13 protein-coding genes and 1 pseudogene are annotated in these 18,654 nt (G+C 43.2%); 5 read left to right on the top strand and 9 right to left on the bottom strand.

Annotation, left to right across the window (positions count from 1 at the left end; genetic code table 11):
• The first annotated feature begins 167 nt into the window (after positions 1 to 167).
• Both NSS75_RS03940 and NSS75_RS03935 read left to right on the top strand, forming a co-directional pair.
• On the top strand, positions 168 to 1,295 hold the full coding sequence (locus NSS75_RS03940; RefSeq protein WP_339236046.1) for a Rap family tetratricopeptide repeat protein: 1,128 nt from the start codon (positions 168 to 170) through the stop codon (positions 1,293 to 1,295).
• Positions 1,285 to 1,482 carry a hypothetical protein gene (locus NSS75_RS03935; RefSeq protein ID WP_339192098.1) on the top strand — a complete coding sequence of 66 codons (198 nt, stop codon included), beginning with the start codon at positions 1,285 to 1,287 and terminating at the stop codon, positions 1,480 to 1,482. The genes NSS75_RS03940 and NSS75_RS03935 overlap by 11 nt, the downstream gene beginning before the upstream one ends.
• A gap of 394 nt (positions 1,483 to 1,876) precedes the next feature.
• On the opposite strand, the gene NSS75_RS03930 is transcribed toward NSS75_RS03935, so the two are convergent.
• The 4 genes from NSS75_RS03930 to srfP form a co-directional block, all read right to left on the bottom strand.
• The gene (locus NSS75_RS03930; RefSeq protein WP_339236044.1) at positions 1,877 to 2,914 is read right to left on the bottom strand and encodes a PIN domain-containing protein; all 1,038 of its coding nucleotides are present in this window, start codon (positions 2,912 to 2,914) and stop codon (positions 1,877 to 1,879) included.
• A 748-nt stretch (positions 2,915 to 3,662) separates the two neighbouring features.
• Complete coding sequence (gene rlmD / locus NSS75_RS03925; protein WP_339236040.1) at positions 3,663 to 5,039, bottom strand: 23S rRNA (uracil(1939)-C(5))-methyltransferase RlmD; 1,377 nt, start codon at positions 5,037 to 5,039, stop codon at positions 3,663 to 3,665.
• A 57-nt stretch (positions 5,040 to 5,096) separates the two neighbouring features.
• The gene (locus tag NSS75_RS03920) at positions 5,097 to 6,008 is read right to left on the bottom strand and encodes a diacylglycerol kinase (RefSeq protein WP_010333270.1); all 912 of its coding nucleotides are present in this window, start codon (positions 6,006 to 6,008) and stop codon (positions 5,097 to 5,099) included.
• 151 nt (positions 6,009 to 6,159) lie between these two features.
• Positions 6,160 to 9,309 carry a surfactin resistance protein SrfP gene (srfP, locus tag NSS75_RS03915; protein WP_339236038.1) on the bottom strand — a complete coding sequence of 1,050 codons (3,150 nt, stop codon included), beginning with the start codon at positions 9,307 to 9,309 and terminating at the stop codon, positions 6,160 to 6,162.
• 130 nt (positions 9,310 to 9,439) lie between these two features.
• Here srfP and NSS75_RS03910 point away from each other — a divergent pair.
• Positions 9,440 to 10,304: pseudogene (locus NSS75_RS03910) on the top strand (TetR/AcrR family transcriptional regulator); the annotation flags it as partial.
• 30 nt (positions 10,305 to 10,334) lie between these two features.
• Here the strand turns inward: NSS75_RS03910 and gatB are convergent.
• The 3 genes from gatB to gatC are packed head-to-tail and all read right to left on the bottom strand — an operon-like array spanning position 10,335 to position 13,542.
• Positions 10,335 to 11,765 (bottom strand): Asp-tRNA(Asn)/Glu-tRNA(Gln) amidotransferase subunit GatB, encoded by a 1,431-nt coding sequence (gene gatB / locus NSS75_RS03905; RefSeq protein ID WP_010333268.1) that lies wholly within the window; start codon positions 11,763 to 11,765, stop codon positions 10,335 to 10,337.
• A gap of 13 nt (positions 11,766 to 11,778) precedes the next feature.
• Positions 11,779 to 13,236, bottom strand: a complete 1,458-nt coding sequence (gene gatA / locus NSS75_RS03900) for an Asp-tRNA(Asn)/Glu-tRNA(Gln) amidotransferase subunit GatA (RefSeq protein WP_339236035.1) — start codon at positions 13,234 to 13,236, stop codon at positions 11,779 to 11,781.
• Positions 13,237 to 13,251: 15 nt separating this feature from the next.
• On the bottom strand, positions 13,252 to 13,542 hold the full coding sequence (gatC, locus tag NSS75_RS03895) for an Asp-tRNA(Asn)/Glu-tRNA(Gln) amidotransferase subunit GatC (protein WP_024120463.1): 291 nt from the start codon (positions 13,540 to 13,542) through the stop codon (positions 13,252 to 13,254).
• A gap of 412 nt (positions 13,543 to 13,954) precedes the next feature.
• Here gatC and opuE point away from each other — a divergent pair, with 412 nt between their 5' ends.
• Together opuE and NSS75_RS03885 are read left to right on the top strand one after the other, a co-directional pair.
• On the top strand, positions 13,955 to 15,433 hold the full coding sequence (gene opuE, locus NSS75_RS03890; protein ID WP_101861342.1) for a proline transporter OpuE: 1,479 nt from the start codon (positions 13,955 to 13,957) through the stop codon (positions 15,431 to 15,433).
• 105 nt (positions 15,434 to 15,538) lie between these two features.
• The gene (locus tag NSS75_RS03885; protein WP_081638247.1) at positions 15,539 to 16,237 is read left to right on the top strand and encodes an MgtC/SapB family protein; all 699 of its coding nucleotides are present in this window, start codon (positions 15,539 to 15,541) and stop codon (positions 16,235 to 16,237) included.
• Positions 16,238 to 16,276: 39 nt separating this feature from the next.
• Here NSS75_RS03885 and NSS75_RS03880 read toward each other — a convergent pair whose 3' ends face one another.
• Both NSS75_RS03880 and NSS75_RS03875 read right to left on the bottom strand, forming a co-directional pair.
• Positions 16,277 to 17,284 carry a phosphotransferase enzyme family protein gene (locus NSS75_RS03880; RefSeq protein WP_339237552.1) on the bottom strand — a complete coding sequence of 336 codons (1,008 nt, stop codon included), beginning with the start codon at positions 17,282 to 17,284 and terminating at the stop codon, positions 16,277 to 16,279.
• A gap of 176 nt (positions 17,285 to 17,460) precedes the next feature.
• Positions 17,461 to 18,651 carry a CamS family sex pheromone protein gene (locus NSS75_RS03875; protein ID WP_024120459.1) on the bottom strand — a complete coding sequence of 397 codons (1,191 nt, stop codon included), beginning with the start codon at positions 18,649 to 18,651 and terminating at the stop codon, positions 17,461 to 17,463.
• Positions 18,652 to 18,654: the final 3 nt, after the last annotated feature.

The following is an 18,654-nucleotide window of genomic DNA, read 5'->3' as shown; positions in this document are numbered from 1 at the left end:
AAATTGTGCTTGCACTAACCCACACAAAACCAAATATAACGCAAACACCCAAACAGCCATTTGCGGACAGCACCGAAAACTTTTTTTGCGGTCGCTCAACCCCTTCCTATTAAATTTCAGTATTGATAAAATTTACATAATTAGTGAGAAGAGGAAGGGTGAGAAGTTTGGGCACAATTTCGTCTCCGCACGTTGGGATGAAAATTAATGAGTGGAACCGGCATATTCAAAAGTTTAATGTGACAGATGCTGAAATGCTTAAAGCTGAGATCGAACGGGACATTGACATCATGGAAGAAGACCAAGACCTCTTGATTTACTATCAGCTCATTGCATTTCGTCATCAGCTTATGATCGACTATGTGATTCCATCTGAAGGAAACCAAATGGAGTTGTCAGAATATTTAAAGAGAATTGAAGGAACCAATAGGAAGATGGAGAAACTCGTTGAATACTACTATTACTTTTTTCAAGGAATGTATGAATTCAAACAAGGCAATTTCTTGACTGCCATTACATTCTATCAAAAAGCGGAAAACACAATACCTTATATTTCGGATGAAATCGAGCGGGCGGAATTTTATTTTAAAATGGCTGAAGTGTTTTATCATATGAAACAAACCCACGTATCCATGCACTATTCTTCTCAGGCGTATAGCATCTATAAAACGCACGACCTTTACTCAGTCCGCCGCATACAATGCCATTTTGTGATCGCAGGAAACTACGATGATCTAGAAAGTCATGAAAAGGCGCTCCCTCACCTTGAACAAGCACTAAAAGGCGCACGGCTGCTTGAAAGCAAAAACAAGCGGATTTACGGCCAAGCTTTATTCAATATCGGAAATTGTTACCTTAAAATGGGCGAATTGACGAAAGCAGCAAAATACATGGAGAAATCGATACTGCAATTTAAAAAATCAAATTTCAACAACTTGACACAAGCTTACCACGATTTAGCCTTAATTTATTTTCTTCAACATAAACAAGAACAGGCAATGGATTGTTTCAGAAAAGGCGTACGCTTCGCATGTAAATTCGATGATGACCTATTTAAAATTATGTTTGAAGGATTGCAGGCGCTGTTTATCAAAAAAGGAGAAGCGTCCATTTTATTAAATGTTTTCAACAAATTAGAGACATCCCAAGGATATCCTTATATGGAAGAGTTGGCATTATTAGCCGCAAAGTTTTATACTGAAATTGGGCAGATGGATGATTCTGTTATCTGTTTCAAAAAGATGGTTCATGCCCGCAAACAAATTCAGAGAGGGGATTGTTTGTATGAAATTTAAACTGACTTTGTGCGCTGTAATTGCTTTGATCGGTGTAAGCTTTATCAGTTCTTCCTTAGGAAATGAAGTAAACGTAGCATCCAGAAACATGACAAGCAAAGCTGCAAACGATTCAACGAACTCCCTGGCAGACGAAGCCATCTTTGACAAGGAAATGACGATTGCAGAAAACGGAACGCTTGGTTAAGGACAAGACGTAGCCAAAAGCTACGTCTGCAGGCTGTCGAGAGCCTCGACAGCCTTTCATTTCCCCTTAAAATATCCATTCTCCTGTAATAAAAGAAAGTAAGACTGCAAAAGGTGAAGTATTCCCTAAGATTAGACAGGTTTTTAAAAGTATCACCCAGCTATCGCCTATTCATATCGTGCATAAATGTCACATATCTTACCTTTACCTTGATACTTCCTCTAATAGATCATTTACTAAGAAAATAAATACCTCCCGTATTTACAGGTGGTAAAAGTCTTTGTTGCTAATATCTATATCGGCAATATAAGAAAATATATTTTTCATCAGTTTTAATCACCTTAGTCTTGATCTTTAATTGCATAAAACAATTTTTTGAACCCATTCATAATTACTAGATATACTCGCTATTTAATTGAACGTAATCTATAAATTCTTTATCATCTAATAAATACGTTATATTACTCTGTATACATATATTTGTACTGCTACTCTCTGAAATCATACCATCACCAGAGTCTCCTTTTTCATATGTTGGATCGACTGTTTCAATACTAAAACTCACATCAACTTCAATATAAAAGGATACTAGCATTGCATTTTCTTCTATGTCTAGAGAAACTTCACTCAAAGTTATACTATAGTCCTCAATATAGCCATCAGTACCCCAACCATTAAAATATTCACCCTCAAATTCTGAATTAATAAGCATATCATCAACAGTGTTTTGAAGGTAATCATTTCTCTCAAAAAATTGTGTTAATTCATCCTCTAACAATTGTTTATCATACTCAAAATTATCAATATAATAATCTCTTAAATTGTCTTCTTCACTTTCTAAAAATGCCGATAATGAATTATAGTAGGAAAAATTTTGTACATCCGCTGCTAAATCCTCGTGGAGGCTGTTTTGATGCTTGTTAGCAAAATCCTTATGATTATTTGATATAAATGCAATATTATCTGGTTCATTATCATCACAATATTCTATAATACTTTCCCATATAATAGCATCTTGAAAAGAAACTTTGTTTTCATCAAATGGCTTTATATTATTAAAATATTTTATTGAAATTTTTTCAGTAATATCCTGTGACGTAGGGTAATCAATAATTATTATGTTATTTTCTTCAATTGTTTTATCCAAGAAATCCTTATACTTTTCAGTAATTTTATCAGCTTTAAAACTTTCAAAATCAATTATCCCTGATGCCCCTAACTTTATCAAATCACTTTTTGTACTCTTTACCTTTTTAACAAGCGGCCTAATCTCATCTCTATACTTTTTTAGAATTTCATAATAATTGAACTTTGTAATGCAAAGATCTACAGGTTCATGTCGAGTATATTTGAGTAACTTTTTCATATCTGAAGATTTGAAAAAGAAATCATTAAAAATTATATTGGTATCCAAAATTATCAAATAAGACATTTACAATCTCCTTATTATGAATTCTTCTTTTTACAATTCACCAAGAAAAGCTAATTGTTCCTTTGTTGACATTTCAATATCTCAAAATAAAAGTTAATAAAAATCTACTAACGATGTTCAACTTTGCTAGTATCTTATTAATTTAAATTATATTTTTTTCAAAAACTTTATTACCTTGCTTTCAACTAGATTTTCTAACAAAATTCACATTGTGGTACTATCCAATTAATTGGTATTATTCTCAGTAATAAATTGATATGCCTTCTTTTAGAATAGCCTAACTGGAAATTTTGCACGTTAAGTTCCGGAATAGCTATTTCTAATAATCCTTTCGATCTTAAACTAGGGAAACATATGCAAACCGGTTGACCTCTGTATTCAATGTGTAACGACCGCCTGCTGAATTTTTGTTAATATTAAACAAGTAATGTTACTTTGAATGTTTCCCCTTTTAAAGCATGGAATAGTCTAAACCTTAATTAGATTTAATTTTTATTTGCTCCATAAGATAATCTAGGTATGATTTCAACGGATAAATTTTAGTTTAGTGTGAATTTTATCCACTGTTTTCACGTTTGTGAAGGAATCAAGCATAACCGAGATGTTACACCGTCTAGTTGGTCGAATTGGAAATTAAGGAATACGGATCTTACAAAATTATTATCACTTTTCAAACAAATTTCTTTAATTATCTAATACGAAAAAGCTCGTCTAAATATTAAGGTTTAAACGAGCTTTTCAAACCCTTTTATATTTTTTTTAGCACAGCCACACACTCCACATGATTCGTATGCGGAAACATATCTACAGGCTGCACCTCACGCGTCACATACCCGCCATCCTCAAGCACCCGCAAGTCTCTCGCAAGCGTACCCGGATTACAGGACACATACACCACCCGCTTCGGTTTCATCTCCACAATCGTCCGCAGGAGTGCTTCGTCGCAACCTTTTCTTGGCGGATCTACGACTAGCGTATCGGCCGTGATGCCTTCTTCATACCATTTTGGAATTACGGTCTCGGCTTCCCCGACCGCGAACTCTGCGTTTGTGATGCCGTTTAATTCAGCATTCCGTTTGGCGTCTTCAATTGCTTCTGGCACAATCTCTACGCCGTACACTTTTTTCGCCTGCTTCGCCAAAAACAATGAAATCGTGCCAATGCCGCAGTAGGCGTCGATGACGGTTTCTTCACCTTGCAGCTCCGCGTACTCAAGCGCTTTGTCGTAGAGCACTTTTGTCTGCTCTGGGTTGACCTGATAGAACGATCTGGCGGAGATGGCGAATTTGACGTCTCCGATGAGATCGTAGATGTATTCTTCACCCCAGATGACGTTTGTTTCGTTGCCGAAGATGACGTTTGTTTTGTTTGGGTTGATGTTTTGCACGATTGATTTGACGTGCGGGAACGCTGCTGTGATGTCTTCGATGATCTTCGCTTTGTGCGGGAAGTCGTTCGTTCTTGTGATGAAGACGATCATCATTTCACCCGTAACGACGCCGTATCTAACCATGATGTGGCGGAGCCAGCCTTTGTGGCGTTCTTCGTTGTAGGCTTTGACGCCGTATTTGGCACAAATGTCTTTGACGGCTTGGACGGCTTCGTCGTTTTTAGATTGCTGGATCAGGCAGGCGCTCATGTCGATGATGTCATGGCTTCTTTGCTGATAGAATCCGGCGACGAGCCCGCCTTCCCGTTCTCCTACCGGCACCTGTGCTTTGTTCCGGTAGTTCCAAGGGTCTTGCATGCCGAGTGTCGGGTGCACGGTGACGTTGGACAGGTCCAGCTTGCCGATCCGTTCTAAGACGTCTTTGACTTGTTTTTGTTTAAACAAGAGCTGGCCTTCGTAGGTCATGTGCTGAAGCTGGCAGCCGCCGCATTGCTTGTAAATCGGGCATGGGGCGTCCGTTCTATGCGGGCTTTCTTCCTTCAGCTCAATCAGGCGGCCGAAGGCAAAGCCTTTTTTGACACGTGTGACTTTGATTTGGGCTTTTTCTTCCGGCAGGGCGTTCGGCACGAAGATCGGGAAGCCTTGGACCTTTGCGACGCCCGCTCCTTCGTGAGTCAAATCCTCAAATGTCACGTCGTAGTATTCGTTTTTTTCTACTGGGGGTTTCATTTTCATGTATGTTCACCTCTTGTTTTAAGCGAAAGAAAAACTTGGCTCATTAAAGCCAAGTTTTTAGTCATCCAGCTGTTCCGCTTTCTCCTTCGGCATGACAACGTGAATGTGTCTATACAGATTCACGAATTCGCCCGGCAGCATGCCGCCGTACTCGCCGTCCAGGTTCAGCTGCATCTTTTCTGATACATTGACTTTCACGCGGTTCGCTTTTGTATAAATAATGTGCTGGTCGTTGATGTGTTCGCCGCGGAGCGCCATCGATGCGACTCTGATAAATTCAGCAAGGTTTGCTTTCTTTAATATCATCAAATCAAACATGCCGTCATTCAGGCTGGAATCCGGCGCGAGTTTTTCGAACCCGCCGACGGAATTTGTCAGCGTGACCAAAAACAGCATGATTTCACCTTGAAACAGCTTGCCGTCATATTCAATCTCGACTTCTGTCGGACGAAGTGAAGGCAGCATTTCCATACCCTTTAAATAATAAGCAAGCTGGCCGAGCATCGTTTTGAGTTTGCTTGGGACGTCGTACGTCAGCTCCGTCAGGCGGCCTCCGCCGGCGATATTGATAAAATACTGACCGTTGACCTGTCCGATGTCAATCGGGCGGGCAACGCCGTTAATCACCGTATCCGCCGCTTTTAAAATATCCTCTCGCGGAATGCCGAGCGCTCTGGCAAAGTCATTTGTTGTGCCGACAGGAATCACGCCGAGTGTCGGACGATTGTCTAATGGGGCAAGCCCGTTGACGACCTCGTTGATCGTTCCGTCTCCGCCTGCCGCAATGATTAGGTCAAACTCACGCAATGCCGCTTCCTTGGCAGCGTGCGTTGCGTCTCCCGCGCATGTTGTGGCATGGGTGGAGGTTTCATAGCCGGCTTGTTCAAATTTTTGCAGGACCTGGGCAAGATGCTTTTTAAAGACCTCCCGTCCCGAAGTCGGATTGTATATTATGCGTGCACGTTTCATTATCTCATCATCCTACTTAAGAGTATCCGATCCATTTTTACACTAACAACCTTTAATTATACTATGAGTTAAAAAAATCGCAACAAAATGTACATAATCTTACAGAAGGAAACGCACAAAAGCCTCAGCATAGCTGAGGCTTTTTGTTTTTTTACTCTTCTTCTGTTCCCGGTTTTTTCTTGCGGAACTTCGCCAATACTTCGTATACGATTGGCACGATCAAGAGCGTCAGAAGCGTCGAACTGATTAAACCGCCGATAACCGTTACGCCGAGTCCTTTTGAAATGACCTGGCTTCCGCCTTCGAAGCCGAGAGCTAATGGAATCAAGGCGCCGATTGTCGCGATGGCTGTCATCAGGATCGGACGGAGTCGTGTGGAGCCGGCTTCTAAGAGCGCTTCTCTCGTAGACAGCCCTTCCGCTTCCTTATGAATCACGCGGTCAATTAAGACAATGGCGTTTGTAACAACGATACCGATCAGCATCAGCATACCGATCATCGAGTTCAGACTGATTGTCTCACCTGATACGTAAAGTCCGACCAGGGCACCAATGATTGTAAACGGCAGTGAGAACAGAATCGCAAATGGCGCTAATGCTCCGCCGAATGTAATCACAAGCACAAGGTAGACGATCGCAATCGCTGCTAGCATCGCTAATCCAAGCTTTGTAAAGGAATCCGCGATATCTGCGGAAACACCGCCTGTATCGATTGTTACGTTGTCAGGCATGTCAAGCTTATCAATTTTCTTCTGTACATCAACGGATACAGCTGTCACGTTATCTGATGCAACCTCACCAGTGACATCAGCATACACTTTTCCGTCACGTTTAGACACCGTATCAGATGTTGTGCCTTCTTTTACTTTTGCCACATCACCAATTTTGACTTCTTTGCCAGTGGCTGATGTGATCTTTTTGTTCTCTAAATCTTTGACACTCTTATACTCGTCTTTTTCGGTTTTAATGTTCACGTCAAGCTCTTTACCGTCTTTTTTCACGGTTGTGAGCGGGTCCTGTGCTGTCTCTGACATTAGGGCCTTAGAAATTTGAGAAGCAGTTAAACCGAGTTTGCTCAGCTTTTCTTGGTCAGCCACAAATGTGTACTCATCATATGTGCTGGAAAGGCCTGAGTTTACGTTCTTCAGATCCTTTTCATCCTTCATGACCTTCTCAATGTCTTTGACAGTGTCTTTAATGTCATTTTCTGAATCGCCATACACATAGTATGTCAATTCATTGTTATTGCCTGAAGAGCTGAAGTCCTGTGACTTCCATTCTCCGCGGTCAGACTGCTTTTTGATTTCTTTCAGCACGTTGTCTTTTTCTTTATCAAAGTTCGGCGTGTCGCTGTCATATTTGATATAGAACAATGCGCTGTTTGAATCTCCTCCGGCAAGCGGGCTGCCAGAGCCTAATGAATACTGAACCGTATCGACATGCTTGCGGTCAAGCAGGATTTTTTCTGCTTTTTCAGCTTCATCTTCCGCTTCTTTTTTCGTTTCACCCGGTTCAGGGCTGTATGTGATCTGCATCGTTTTTTCTTCCTCTGACGGAAGGTAGCTGGCACCGATTAACGGTACAAGGAACAAGCTTCCGAGCAGCATCAGAACGGCGATGATAGACGTGATCCATTTGTGGCTCAGCGCCCAGTTCAATACTTTTTTATAGATGTTTGCGAGTCTGCCAGGTTTGTGTTCTTTCGCTTTTACAGGCGCTCCCGTTAATGATTTTTTGAACAGGCTGTGTGCGAGCATTGGCACGAGCGTGATCGAAATCAACAGGGATGCGGCAAGCGCAAATACAATTGTTAAGGCGAAAGGAATAAACAATTCACCAATTTGTCCGCCTACCAGTGCGAGCGGCAGGAATACCGCGATCGTCACAATAGTGGATGACATGATCGGTTTAAACATTTCCTTCGTTGCTTCACGGACCAGAGCTTTTCCGCGCAGCGGTTCATCTTTCAGCCTCATGCGGCGGTAAATGTTTTCGATCACAACAATGGAGTCATCAACAACCCGTCCGATAGCAACGGTCATTGCACCGAGCGTCATGATATTCAGTGTGATATCAAGCTGTTGCAGCACGAAAAGTGCGATCAGCAATGATAATGGAATAGAAATAATTGAAATTAATGTTGATTTGATATCTCTTAAGAATAAGAGAATAATCACAATCGCAAAAATAGCACCGAAGATGGCTTTGCTTAACATTGTTTCAACTGACTGTGTGATCGGCTCTGCCATGTCGAGTGTTGCGCTGTAGTTGAAGCCTTTATGGTCTTCTTTGAACTGCTTCAGCTCATCTTTGACATTGTCGGCAACCTCTACCGTGTTGGCATCGTTTGCTTTGATGATGTTGATGCCGATGCTGTCTTTTCCATTTGTGCGGGAAATTGATTCAGCTTTTTTGACATCTTTAATCGTTGCAATGTCAGATAGCTTGACCGTCGGCACGTCTGTGCTTACGCTTTGCTGCGCCTGTGCTGCTGCCTGCGGGCTTTGAGCCGCTTGTGCGCTTTGTGCTGCTGCGGCGCTGCTGCCTGCACTAGATGCAGATGCCATTGGAATTCTCATATTCTTCAAATCTTTAATGGTTTCAATATCGCCGCTGACGACGACAGATTTTTCTTTATTTCCGAATGTGTACAATCCAAGCGGCGTTGTCACATCTGACCCCTGAATCACTTGCTTAACTGTATCTTCATCAAGGCCGTATTCTTTCAGTTTGTCTTCTTTGAAAGAGAATTCAACCTCTTCCACCTGCTGGCCTGATACTTGGACTGAAGCAACGCCTTCTATGCCTTCAAGCTTAGAAACGAGGCTGTCCTCCACTTGTTTTGTCAGCTTTTGCAGATTATCTGAATCACTGGACACGCTCAGCGTCAGAATTGGGAAGGAGTTCAAACTGTAGCGTGAAATGTCCGGGTCTTTCGCGTCATCAGGCAGGCTGACGTTTTCTAATGCTTCAGCCGCTTCTGTTTTCGCTTTGTCCATATCTTTCTCATAATCATATTCAATCATAACCGACGATGCATTTTCATAGGACGTCGACGTAACAACGCTCACGCCGTCCAAATTCTGCACCGCTTGTTCAACCGGTTTTGTTACTTCATCAGCGACTTGGCTAGGCGTCGCTCCCGGATATGTCGTGCTGATTGTCAGGTAGGGCATGTTTACATCAGGAATGGATTCTTGCTTCATATTCATACCCGCGTACAAGCCGGCTGCCGTTACAATAATCGTCATCAGCCATACGGCGAATTTGTTTTTCAGAACGAAATTAATAACGTGATTCATCATATCCTCCATTGTGTTTTTATTGACTGACTGGTCATTCTATATAATACTAAACGGTATAACGCAACATCGTCAACTCATATACCAGAAAATTTTTCTAAATTTTTCAAGGATTAAGGGGAAGCACGTCATGAATGAGAAAAAAGAGAGACTCATAAAAACAAGCATTCGTTTATTTGCGAAAAAAGGATACGCTTCGACGACCATCCAGGAAATCGCCAGTGAATGCGGCATCTCAAAAGGCGCTTTTTATCTGCATTTCAAATCAAAAGAAGCGCTGCTATTGTCTGCCAGTGAATATTACATTGGCATGTCTATGAAAAAAATGAAACAAATGGAAGAGGATCTCGCCGGACAGCCGCCTAAAGATGTGCTGAAAAAGCAAATCAGCGCCCAGTTTGAGGATTTTCGCGATCATAAGGATTTTATTGTTCTGTTGCTTACTGAAAATATCATTCCGGAAAACCAAGAAGTGAAGCAATACTTTTACAAAGTCACAGCCGAGACAGATAAACTGTATCGGAACGCTTTGCTTGCGACTTATGGCAAGGAAACTGAGAACTACCTCTCAGACCTCTCCATCATGGCAAGAGGCATTGTGCACTCCTATATGAATGTGATGGTATTTAATGAAGAAATCAAAATTGATGCAGACAACATATCTGAATTTATCATGGAGAGACTGGATGATCTTGTACAGGGGCTAAGCCGTTCCAGCCTGAATCCGCTCATGCCAAAAGACATTTACAGCCTGGTGCCGGCGGATAAAGGCCAGATCCTTCAGGACATTCAAAAAGTGAAAGAAAACAGCGCATTGCCTGAGGACATCATCGTTTCGCTCGATGTGATCGAGGAAGAGCTGTCACAGGAAAAGCCGCGCAAGCCGATTATTAAAGGCCTGCTGTCAAATTTGACCGGAAGTGATTTCGAAGAAGTTGAAAAGCTTCGCGCTTTGATCTCTATCTTTATTTCTATTTGATCATAAAAAAGCAGCTCCCTCTGCAATGAGGAGAGCTGCTTTTTCATTAGCGTTTTTTGATTTCTTCAAGCAGGATTTTGTTAACCATCGGCGGGTTGGCTTGTCCTTTGGACGCTTTCATAATTTGTCCGACAAGGAAGCCGATCGCGCGGTCTTTCCCGTTTTTAAAGTCTTCAATCGACTGAGGATTGTTGTCAAGCGCCTCTGTGACAAGCTTCAGAAGCACGCCTTCATCAGAAATCTGCACAAGGCCTTTTTCTTTCACAATCTTCTCAGCGTCGCCGCCTTTTTCAATTAATTCCTTGAACACTTTCTTCGCGATTTTAGAAGAAATTGTTCCTTTTTCAATCAATTGAATCATGCCGGCAAGGCCTTCCGGTGTCAGCGCAACATCAGAAAGCTCTTTTTGCTCAGCGTTCAGATAAGCTGACACTTCACCCATGAGCCAGTTTGATGCTTGTTTTGCTTCAGCGCCTTTTTGAACTGTTTCTTCGAAGAAGTCTGCCATTTCTTTTGTCAGTGTCAGAACCATCGCATCATATGCAGGCAAGCCAAGCTCATCGATATAACGCTTGCGGCGTTCATCCGGAAGCTCAGGAATGCTTGCTTTTACGCGCTGCTTCCATTCATCGTCAATGTAAAGCTCGACAAGGTCAGGCTCAGGGAAATAACGATAATCGTCAGAACCCTCTTTGACACGCATAAGAATGGTTTTCTTCGTTGCTTCATCGTAACGGCGAGTTTCCTGCTGGATCACACCGCCGGACAGAAGAACCTGCTCCTGGCGTTTTTCTTCATGCTCAAGGCCTTTTTGAACAAACGCAAAGGAGTTCAAGTTTTTCAATTCCGTTTTTGTGCCGAATTCCTCTTGGCCGATCGGACGAAGAGAGATATTGGCGTCACAGCGGAGTGAACCTTCTTCCATTTTACAGTCAGACACGCCTGTATATTGGATGATGGACTTCAGCTTTTCAAGATACGCATATGCTTCTTCCGGCGTGCGGATATCCGGCTCAGATACGATCTCGACAAGCGGCGTTCCCTGGCGGTTGAAGTCAACAAGAGAATAGCCGTCGCCTGTATGCGTCAGTTTTCCGGCATCTTCTTCAAGGTGAAGACGTGTGATGCCGATACGTTTCGTTTTTCCGCCGACTTCAATTTCGATCCAGCCGTTTTCGCCGATCGGCTTATCAAATTGAGAAATCTGATACGCTTTCGGGTTGTCCGGATAGAAATAGTTTTTGCGGTCAAACTTTGTATCCGTCGCGATTTCACAGTTCAGCGCCATAGCCGCTTTCATTGCGAATTCCACGGCTTCTTTGTTTAGTACAGGCAGGACACCCGGATACCCGAGGTCGATGACGCTTGTCTGTGTATTCGCCTCCGCGCCGAATGGCGTCGGAGAGCTTGAGAAAATTTTTGAATTTGTTTTTAATTCAACGTGGACTTCAAGTCCGATTACCGTTTCAAAGTTCAATTCATTTCACCCCTTACAGTTCAGGTTTTGCTTTATGATGGTCTGTCGCTTGTTCGAATGCATGAGCGACGCGGTATACAGTACTCTCGTCAAAGTGTTTTCCGATGATTTGCAGGCCGAGCGGAAGTCCGTCAGCAAATCCGCATGGCACGCTGATACCCGGAACGCCGGCAAGGTTGACCGGAATCGTTAAGATATCGTTTGCGTACATTGTGAGCGGGTCTTTCGTGTTTTCACCGATTTTAAACGCAGGTGTCGGTGTAGTTGGTCCAACAATGACATCATATTTCTTAAATACGTCTTCGAAGTCTTTCTTAATCAAAGTACGCACTTTTTGCGCCTTTTTGTAGTACGCATCATAGTAACCTGAGCTTAAAGCGAATGTTCCAAGCATGATACGGCGTTTCACTTCATTTCCAAAGCCTTCAGCGCGCGTTTGCTTGTAAAGGTCGATCAGGTTTTCCGCATTGTCCGTGCGGTATCCGTAGCGGATGCCGTCAAAACGTGCAAGGTTGGCAGACGCTTCAGAAGATGACAGCAGGTAATACGTCGCAAGCGCGTATTTACTGTGCGGAAGAGATACTTCTTCCCATGTAGCGCCAAGGCCTTCTAGAACTTTGAGCGCTGCAAGAACAGATTCTCTCGCTTCTTTGCCGACGCCTTCGCCAAGATATTCTTTCGGAACCGCGATTTTCAATCCTTTGATATCGCCAGTTAATGAAGAAAGAAAATCCGGAACGTCTACATTTGCGCTTGTAGAGTCCATTTTATCAACACCTGAAATGGCTTGCAGCAAGAATGCGTTGTCCTCAACCGTACGTGTAATCGGCCCGATTTGGTCTAATGAAGACGCAAATGCAACCAATCCGTAACGGGACACGCGTCCGTATGTAGGCTTTAATCCGACAACGCCGCAGAAAGAGGCAGGCTGGCGGATGGAGCCGCCTGTATCAGAGCCAAGAGAAAACGGAACTTCTCCCGCGGCAACTGCAGCCGCAGATCCGCCGCTTGAACCGCCGGGAACCGTATCTAAGTTCCAAGGGTTTTTCGTCAGCTTGTAAGCTGAGTTTTCTGTTGATGACCCCATGGCGAATTCGTCCATGTTCAGTTTTCCAATTGTGACCGCTTCAGCATCTTGAAGGCGCTGAACGACAGTTGCGTCGTAAATCGGGTCAAAGTTTTCGAGAATTTTGCTGGAGCAAGTTGTGCGCAGCCCTTTTGTTACGATATTATCTTTTACGCCGATCGGCATACCAAAGAGAAGACCATGCTCAGAACGGCTGTCAACCGCCTCATCGAGTTCCTTCGCATACGCGCGCGCTTTTTCTTCATCTAATGCCAAAAAGGCTTGTACCTTATCATCTACCGCTTGAATGCGTTTATAAGATTCATCGACCAGGTCAGAAATCTTAATCTCTTTTTTATGTATGAGCTGTTTTAATTCTGTGATTTTGTGATCAAATAATGACATTCTTGTGTCCCTCCTTTAGTCCAGAATTGATGGCACACGAATATAGCCGTCTTTGTGGTCAGGCGCATTTTTCATGACATCCTCAACCGGAAGACCTTTACCCGCTTCATCTTCTCTCATGACATTTTTCATTTTCAGCACGTGAGTTGTAGGCTCAACATGGTCTGTGTTGACTTCATTCAGCTCCTCGGCAAATGAAATGATGCTGTCAAGCTGTTCAGTGAACATTTTTGCTTCTTCTTCAGTAATCGCAAGTCTCGCAAGATGCGCAACGTGCTTTACTTCTTCTATTGAAATTCGTGACATATGATCCACCTCCACATATTTCTCCGTTAAGTCATATAATACTGATCATATCAAAAACAAGCCCTCTAAAGCAACAAAACGCCTTGGGGCGGGCCTGTGTTTTCGAGACAATACCCTATATATTTTATACTAAAAAGAGGCGAAGGAGAAACGAAATATTTTTCTGAAAATTTTTACTTTAATTATTTTTGAAAGCGTTTTAATCTTTATTCCCTTCTAGGTTTGCCCCGGTATTTCCCGCTGACCGTCTATGTTTCATCGCTTGAATGGGTGGGAATACTTTGTTAGGTTAAGTTACCAAGTGCACCTGCAAAAGAATATCTTTTGTGTCGCACTTGCGCCAGGCTGCTTAACTGGCACCATCAATTTGAGAGGTGATGCAAAATTATTAGAATTGAAGAGAGGGTAAAACGTGAGTATTGAAATTATTATTTCTTTAGGAATTTACTTTATTGCCATGCTGTTAATCGGCTGGTATGCATTTAAGAAAACCACTGATATCAACGATTACATGCTTGGAGGAAGAGGTCTCGGACCGTTTGTTACTGCTTTGTCTGCCGGAGCGGCGGATATGAGCGGATGGATGCTGATGGGTGTTCCCGGCGCGATGTTCGCGACAGGGCTGTCAACCTTATGGCTTGCTTTAGGTCTTACAATCGGGGCGTACTCAAACTACTTGCTGCTGGCTCCAAGGCTGCGTGCTTATACGGAAGCGGCGGATGACGCGATTACGATTCCTGATTTCTTTGATAAACGATTCCAGCATTCTTCATCACTGCTGAAAATCGTATCTGCTTTGGTCATTATGATCTTTTTCACATTGTATACCTCTTCCGGTATGGTATCTGGCGGACGGCTGTTTGAATCTGCTTTTGGCGCGGATTACAAATTAGGCTTGCTTCTGACTACCGGTGTTGTCGTATTGTACACACTGTTTGGCGGTTTCCTTGCTGTCAGTCTGACTGACTTCGTGCAGGGTGCGATCATGTTTGCAGCACTAGTGCTTGTGCCGATCGTTGCTTTTACCCATGTGGGCGGCGTTGCTCCGACTTTCCATGAAATCAGCGCTGTTAACCCAAATTTATTGGATATCTTTAAAGGCGCGAGCGTCATTAGCATTATTTCCTATTTAGCCTGGGGCTTGGGCTACTACGGCCAGCCTCATATTATCGTCCGGTTTATGGCCATTAAAAACATTAAAGATTTAAAGCCTGCGCGCCGAATCGGCATGAGCTGGATGATCATTTCAGTTCTCGGTTCCGTGCTGACGGGTTTAATCGGTGTTGCTTATGCCCATAAATTCGGTGTTGCTGTAAAAGATCCGGAGATGATATTCATTATCTTCTCTAAAATATTGTTCCACCCTTTAATTACAGGATTCTTATTGTCAGCTATTTTGGCTGCGATCATGAGTTCCATCTCCTCACAGCTCTTAGTAACAGCAAGTGCTGTGACAGAGGATTTATACCGGACGTTTTTCAGACGAAAAGCTTCCGATAAAGAACTAGTAATGGTCGGGCGTCTGTCCGTCTTAGTGATCGCCGTTATTGCGGTTCTCTTATCCTTGAATCCGAGCAGCTCCATTCTTGATTTGGTCGGATACGCGTGGGCCGGCTTCGGTTCAGCTTTCGGGCCTGCGATTCTGCTCAGCCTGTATTGGAAGCGGATGAACGAATGGGGCGCGCTTGCTGCGATGATTGTCGGGGCTGCGACCGTGTTGACCTGGATTACAACCGGCCTGGCAAAATCAACCGGCGTGTACGAAATCATCCCTGGGTTTATCCTCAGTATGATTGCCGGCATTATCGTCAGCATGATCACGAAGCGGCCTGCAAAAGCCTCTTACCGATTATTCGGTGTCATGGAAAAACTGTTAAAACGCAAAAAATAATCAAAAAGCCATCAAGCGCTGCTTGGTGGCTTTTGTGCCCTTGTTTTGCGATAAATACTGTGAGAAAATCATATTTATTTAAAAACACCATAGATAAGGGGGAAGTTGCTGTTGAGCTGGTATATTGATCCTGACATTTTATTAAAATTAGGCATTGCCACTTTGATTGGCATGGTCATCGGGCTGGAGCGCGAGCTGAAGAATAAGCCGCTCGGATTAAAAACCTGTATCGTTATCGCCGTCAGCTCATGCATGCTGACGATCGTCAGTATTAACGCGGCATATCATTTCCCTAAATACTACCGCATCATGATGGACCCGCTGCGTCTGCCGGCGCAAATCATCTCCGGCGTCGGGTTTATCGGCGCAGGTGTCATTTTGCGGAAAAGCAACGACGTCATTTCCGGCTTAACCACATCGGCTATGATTTGGGGTGCGGCAGGACTCGGGCTTGCTACCGGAGCGGGATTTTACAAAGAAGCCTTTGCCAGCCTTCTGTTCATCCTGATCAGCGTTGAATTTCTGCCGTGGGCGGTCAGAAAAATTGGTCCAGACCGTCTGCAGGAAAAAGACATCCGCATCAGAATGTCACTTTCCGATAAGGACAAAATGACAGAGATCTTAAAAGAAATGAAAAGAAGAAACATTAAAACACACTCCGTCCGAATCGATGACCTTCATGAAAAAGAATTCCCGATCATGGAAGTCAAGGTCCGTGTCCATAAAAACAGATACACGACCGATGTCTACTATGATATAAAAGACATTGAAGGTGTCGTCGGCGTGAAGTGCGATACATTATAAAAGCCAATGGGGCATTATATCCCATTGGCTTTTTTCGTTCTAGACGAGCTTAGAAAAATCAAATTCTGTGATCGGCGTGCGGTTTTCTATATCCCTTCTGAAACCGGCCAGCATTTCTTTTTCTTCTGCGCCTATTGAGTTAAGATCAAACATTTGATGCAGCAGTCCGTATATCAGCATGTGACGCAGACGAAGAAAATCAGGTATTCTTTTCAGCCACGAAGCATCAAGATTATTTTCCTCTCTGTATCCGTTCATAAAGTGCGTCATAAATTCCTCTGTAAACACGGCTTTATTTTCATATGGAACGACCGGGTACCACAGCACATTATAAAGGAGAATGCTGATATCATTGACAAACCAATTGTATCCGATGTCATCAAAATCAAATGTTGTGATTTTCCCTTGGTCCCAGTTAAAATTGCCATGGTGGAGGTCTGCATGAACCAAGCCGTAGCTGTCCCTGCTTTTTGGTAATTGGCGCAGTTCATTCATTAGCTCATCCGCCTGCTGAAACACCTGTTTCTGGTCTTCCGGCACGTATTTTCTAAGCATCAGCTGCTCTTCTTCATCCCACTCCTGTCTTTTAAAAGCAGGATTTTTGAGCTTGTAGCTTTTTGTCAAGCTGTGCATTTTCCCTGTGTATCTGCCAAGCTCAAAAAATAGGGTTTCATTCCAGTCGGATTCGTCCACTTTGTGCCCCGGCGCCTTCTCATAGGCTCGCAATAAAAATGCTCCGCCGTTTCCGTCAGGGACTTCTTCAACCTCTGTGCCGTTTAGCGACGAAATCGGTTTTGCGACTGAAAGCCCGCCTTCATCCAGATGACGGAGCCATTCCATTTCACCCATCATATAATCAGCCGACCTGCGAATTGTATGGGTAATCTTTAAAATATAAGGTTCATTATCTTTTATAAACTCATATACATAGTTTTCGGCATCAGCCAGAAAACGCACCTGATTTCTTGAAAAACCGTATCTCCCCGCAGCCTCTGCCAAAACCTTCTCCTCACGAAATACTTTCTTGATTTCTTTATGCACGTTTATCTCCCTTTCTATGCCTTTGATTTCTTCTATTGTTTTTACACGATTTCCAGCATCAACATACCCCCATTTGGTTTTTGTTTCAACAGAAGCGGAAACGATTGCGGTTTCCTTATACTGTTAATTGTAACACAAAAAAACCCTCGAGCCTTAATTGGCACAAGGGTTTTGCATGTTTATCAGTCATAAATGTGAACAGTCGGCTCTTTATCGCCAGCATCGCGGAGAATGACCGCTTCCTGTCCGTCTGAGGATGTAATATCCACTTCGAGATCTAGTGAGCTCTTTGAGTAGTAGTCCATGACTTCACCCGTTAAGAACTGGGTAAACGCGACGACTTCACTCTTTCCGTAGAATTGCATCGGAATTTCAATTTTCATTTTCTTCATTTCATCGTTTTCATACAGGGCCGTTCCGACAACACCTGTGTAGTTCGGGAAGTAGTTGTCAATTGAGTTTTTGAACCGTTTAAAGACTTCAGTATCATCAGGATATTTCTCTGCAGTGCTCGTATCGGCCGGATAGAAGACGTATTTTTCATTTACATCGTCCCAGTTTGAGATATCAGAGGAGCCTGCTTTGACTTCTGTTTTGGCGATAAAATTACCGGGAACGATTGATGTTTTGGACGCCTGTTTGTAAAGCGCAATCGTAATCGGCACATTTTTCAGGTTGTCTTTTTTGCGAAGGCGGTTAATGACCTCCTGCGCGATTTTTTCTCCCTGTTTACGGAGTGTGCTGTTGTCAATCTCCACTTCTTTTTGAGGGTCGCCTGTTTTTTCACGGTAGTAATACACTGAATTTAACGCCAAGCCGATCATAACGCCGCCAAGCTGGATGGAATTCTTGTCTTTTCTGACTAAGTAATCATGTTCCAGCATAGAAGCTAAATAAACCGGACTGCTTTCGTTTTTCTCTTCTGTTGAGCCAGAGCTAGGGAGCGCTGGGTTCAGACCTTCGTTTTTAAAGTTTTTATCTTCTTTTTGGGCTTTTTTCAGATCAGAGCCTGTTTTTTTCCGAGCCAGCCAGCTTAATACTGTATCTTCATCTAAGTATTGTCCTTCTTGGAACAGATAATCATCTGTCGAGAAAGAGTCCTGGGCAAGGCGCATCAGCCCCGTTTCAAACTCATCAATATCAAGTCTTGTATTCAGCTGTTCCGTTGTCAGGCCGCGTGCTTTCCCCGCTTTAAACGGAAGCACCATTTTGTAATAGGAGTCAGAGATATTGTATTTCGGGATAATCGCTTTTTCTGACGATTTCGCCGTTTTTTGCGTAATCTCTTCCTCCTTCTTCCCCCCAAAACCTGACGAACAGGCAGACAGCATTAACACTGCCGCCGTTGCCGCCATTACCAACGTCTTTTTCAATAG

The organism is Bacillus sp. FSL K6-1012 (assembly GCF_037964915.1).
Classification (GTDB): domain Bacteria; phylum Bacillota; class Bacilli; order Bacillales; family Bacillaceae; genus Bacillus; species Bacillus halotolerans.
This window is presented reverse-complemented; position numbering and strand designations above follow the sequence as displayed.

What these genes read in the sequence shown, in the direction of transcription:
- NSS75_RS03920 (WP_010333270.1), bottom strand. Translation starts at nt 6,008, where the DNA reads ATGAAACGTGCACGCATAATATACAATCCGACTTCGGGACGGGAGGTC.
- srfP (WP_339236038.1), bottom strand. Translation starts at nt 9,309, where the DNA reads ATGAATCACGTTATTAATTTCGTTCTGAAAAACAAATTCGCCGTATGG.
- rlmD (WP_339236040.1), bottom strand. Translation starts at nt 5,039, where the DNA reads ATGAAAATGAAACCCCCAGTAGAAAAAAACGAATACTACGACGTGACA.
- NSS75_RS03930 (WP_339236044.1), bottom strand. Translation starts at nt 2,914, where the DNA reads ATGTCTTATTTGATAATTTTGGATACCAATATAATTTTTAATGATTTC.
- gatC (WP_024120463.1), bottom strand. Translation starts at nt 13,542, where the DNA reads ATGTCACGAATTTCAATAGAAGAAGTAAAGCACGTTGCGCATCTTGCG.
- gatA (WP_339236035.1), bottom strand. Translation starts at nt 13,236, where the DNA reads ATGTCATTATTTGATCACAAAATCACAGAATTAAAACAGCTCATACAT.
- NSS75_RS03935 (WP_339192098.1), top strand. Translation starts at nt 1,285, where the DNA reads ATGAAATTTAAACTGACTTTGTGCGCTGTAATTGCTTTGATCGGTGTA.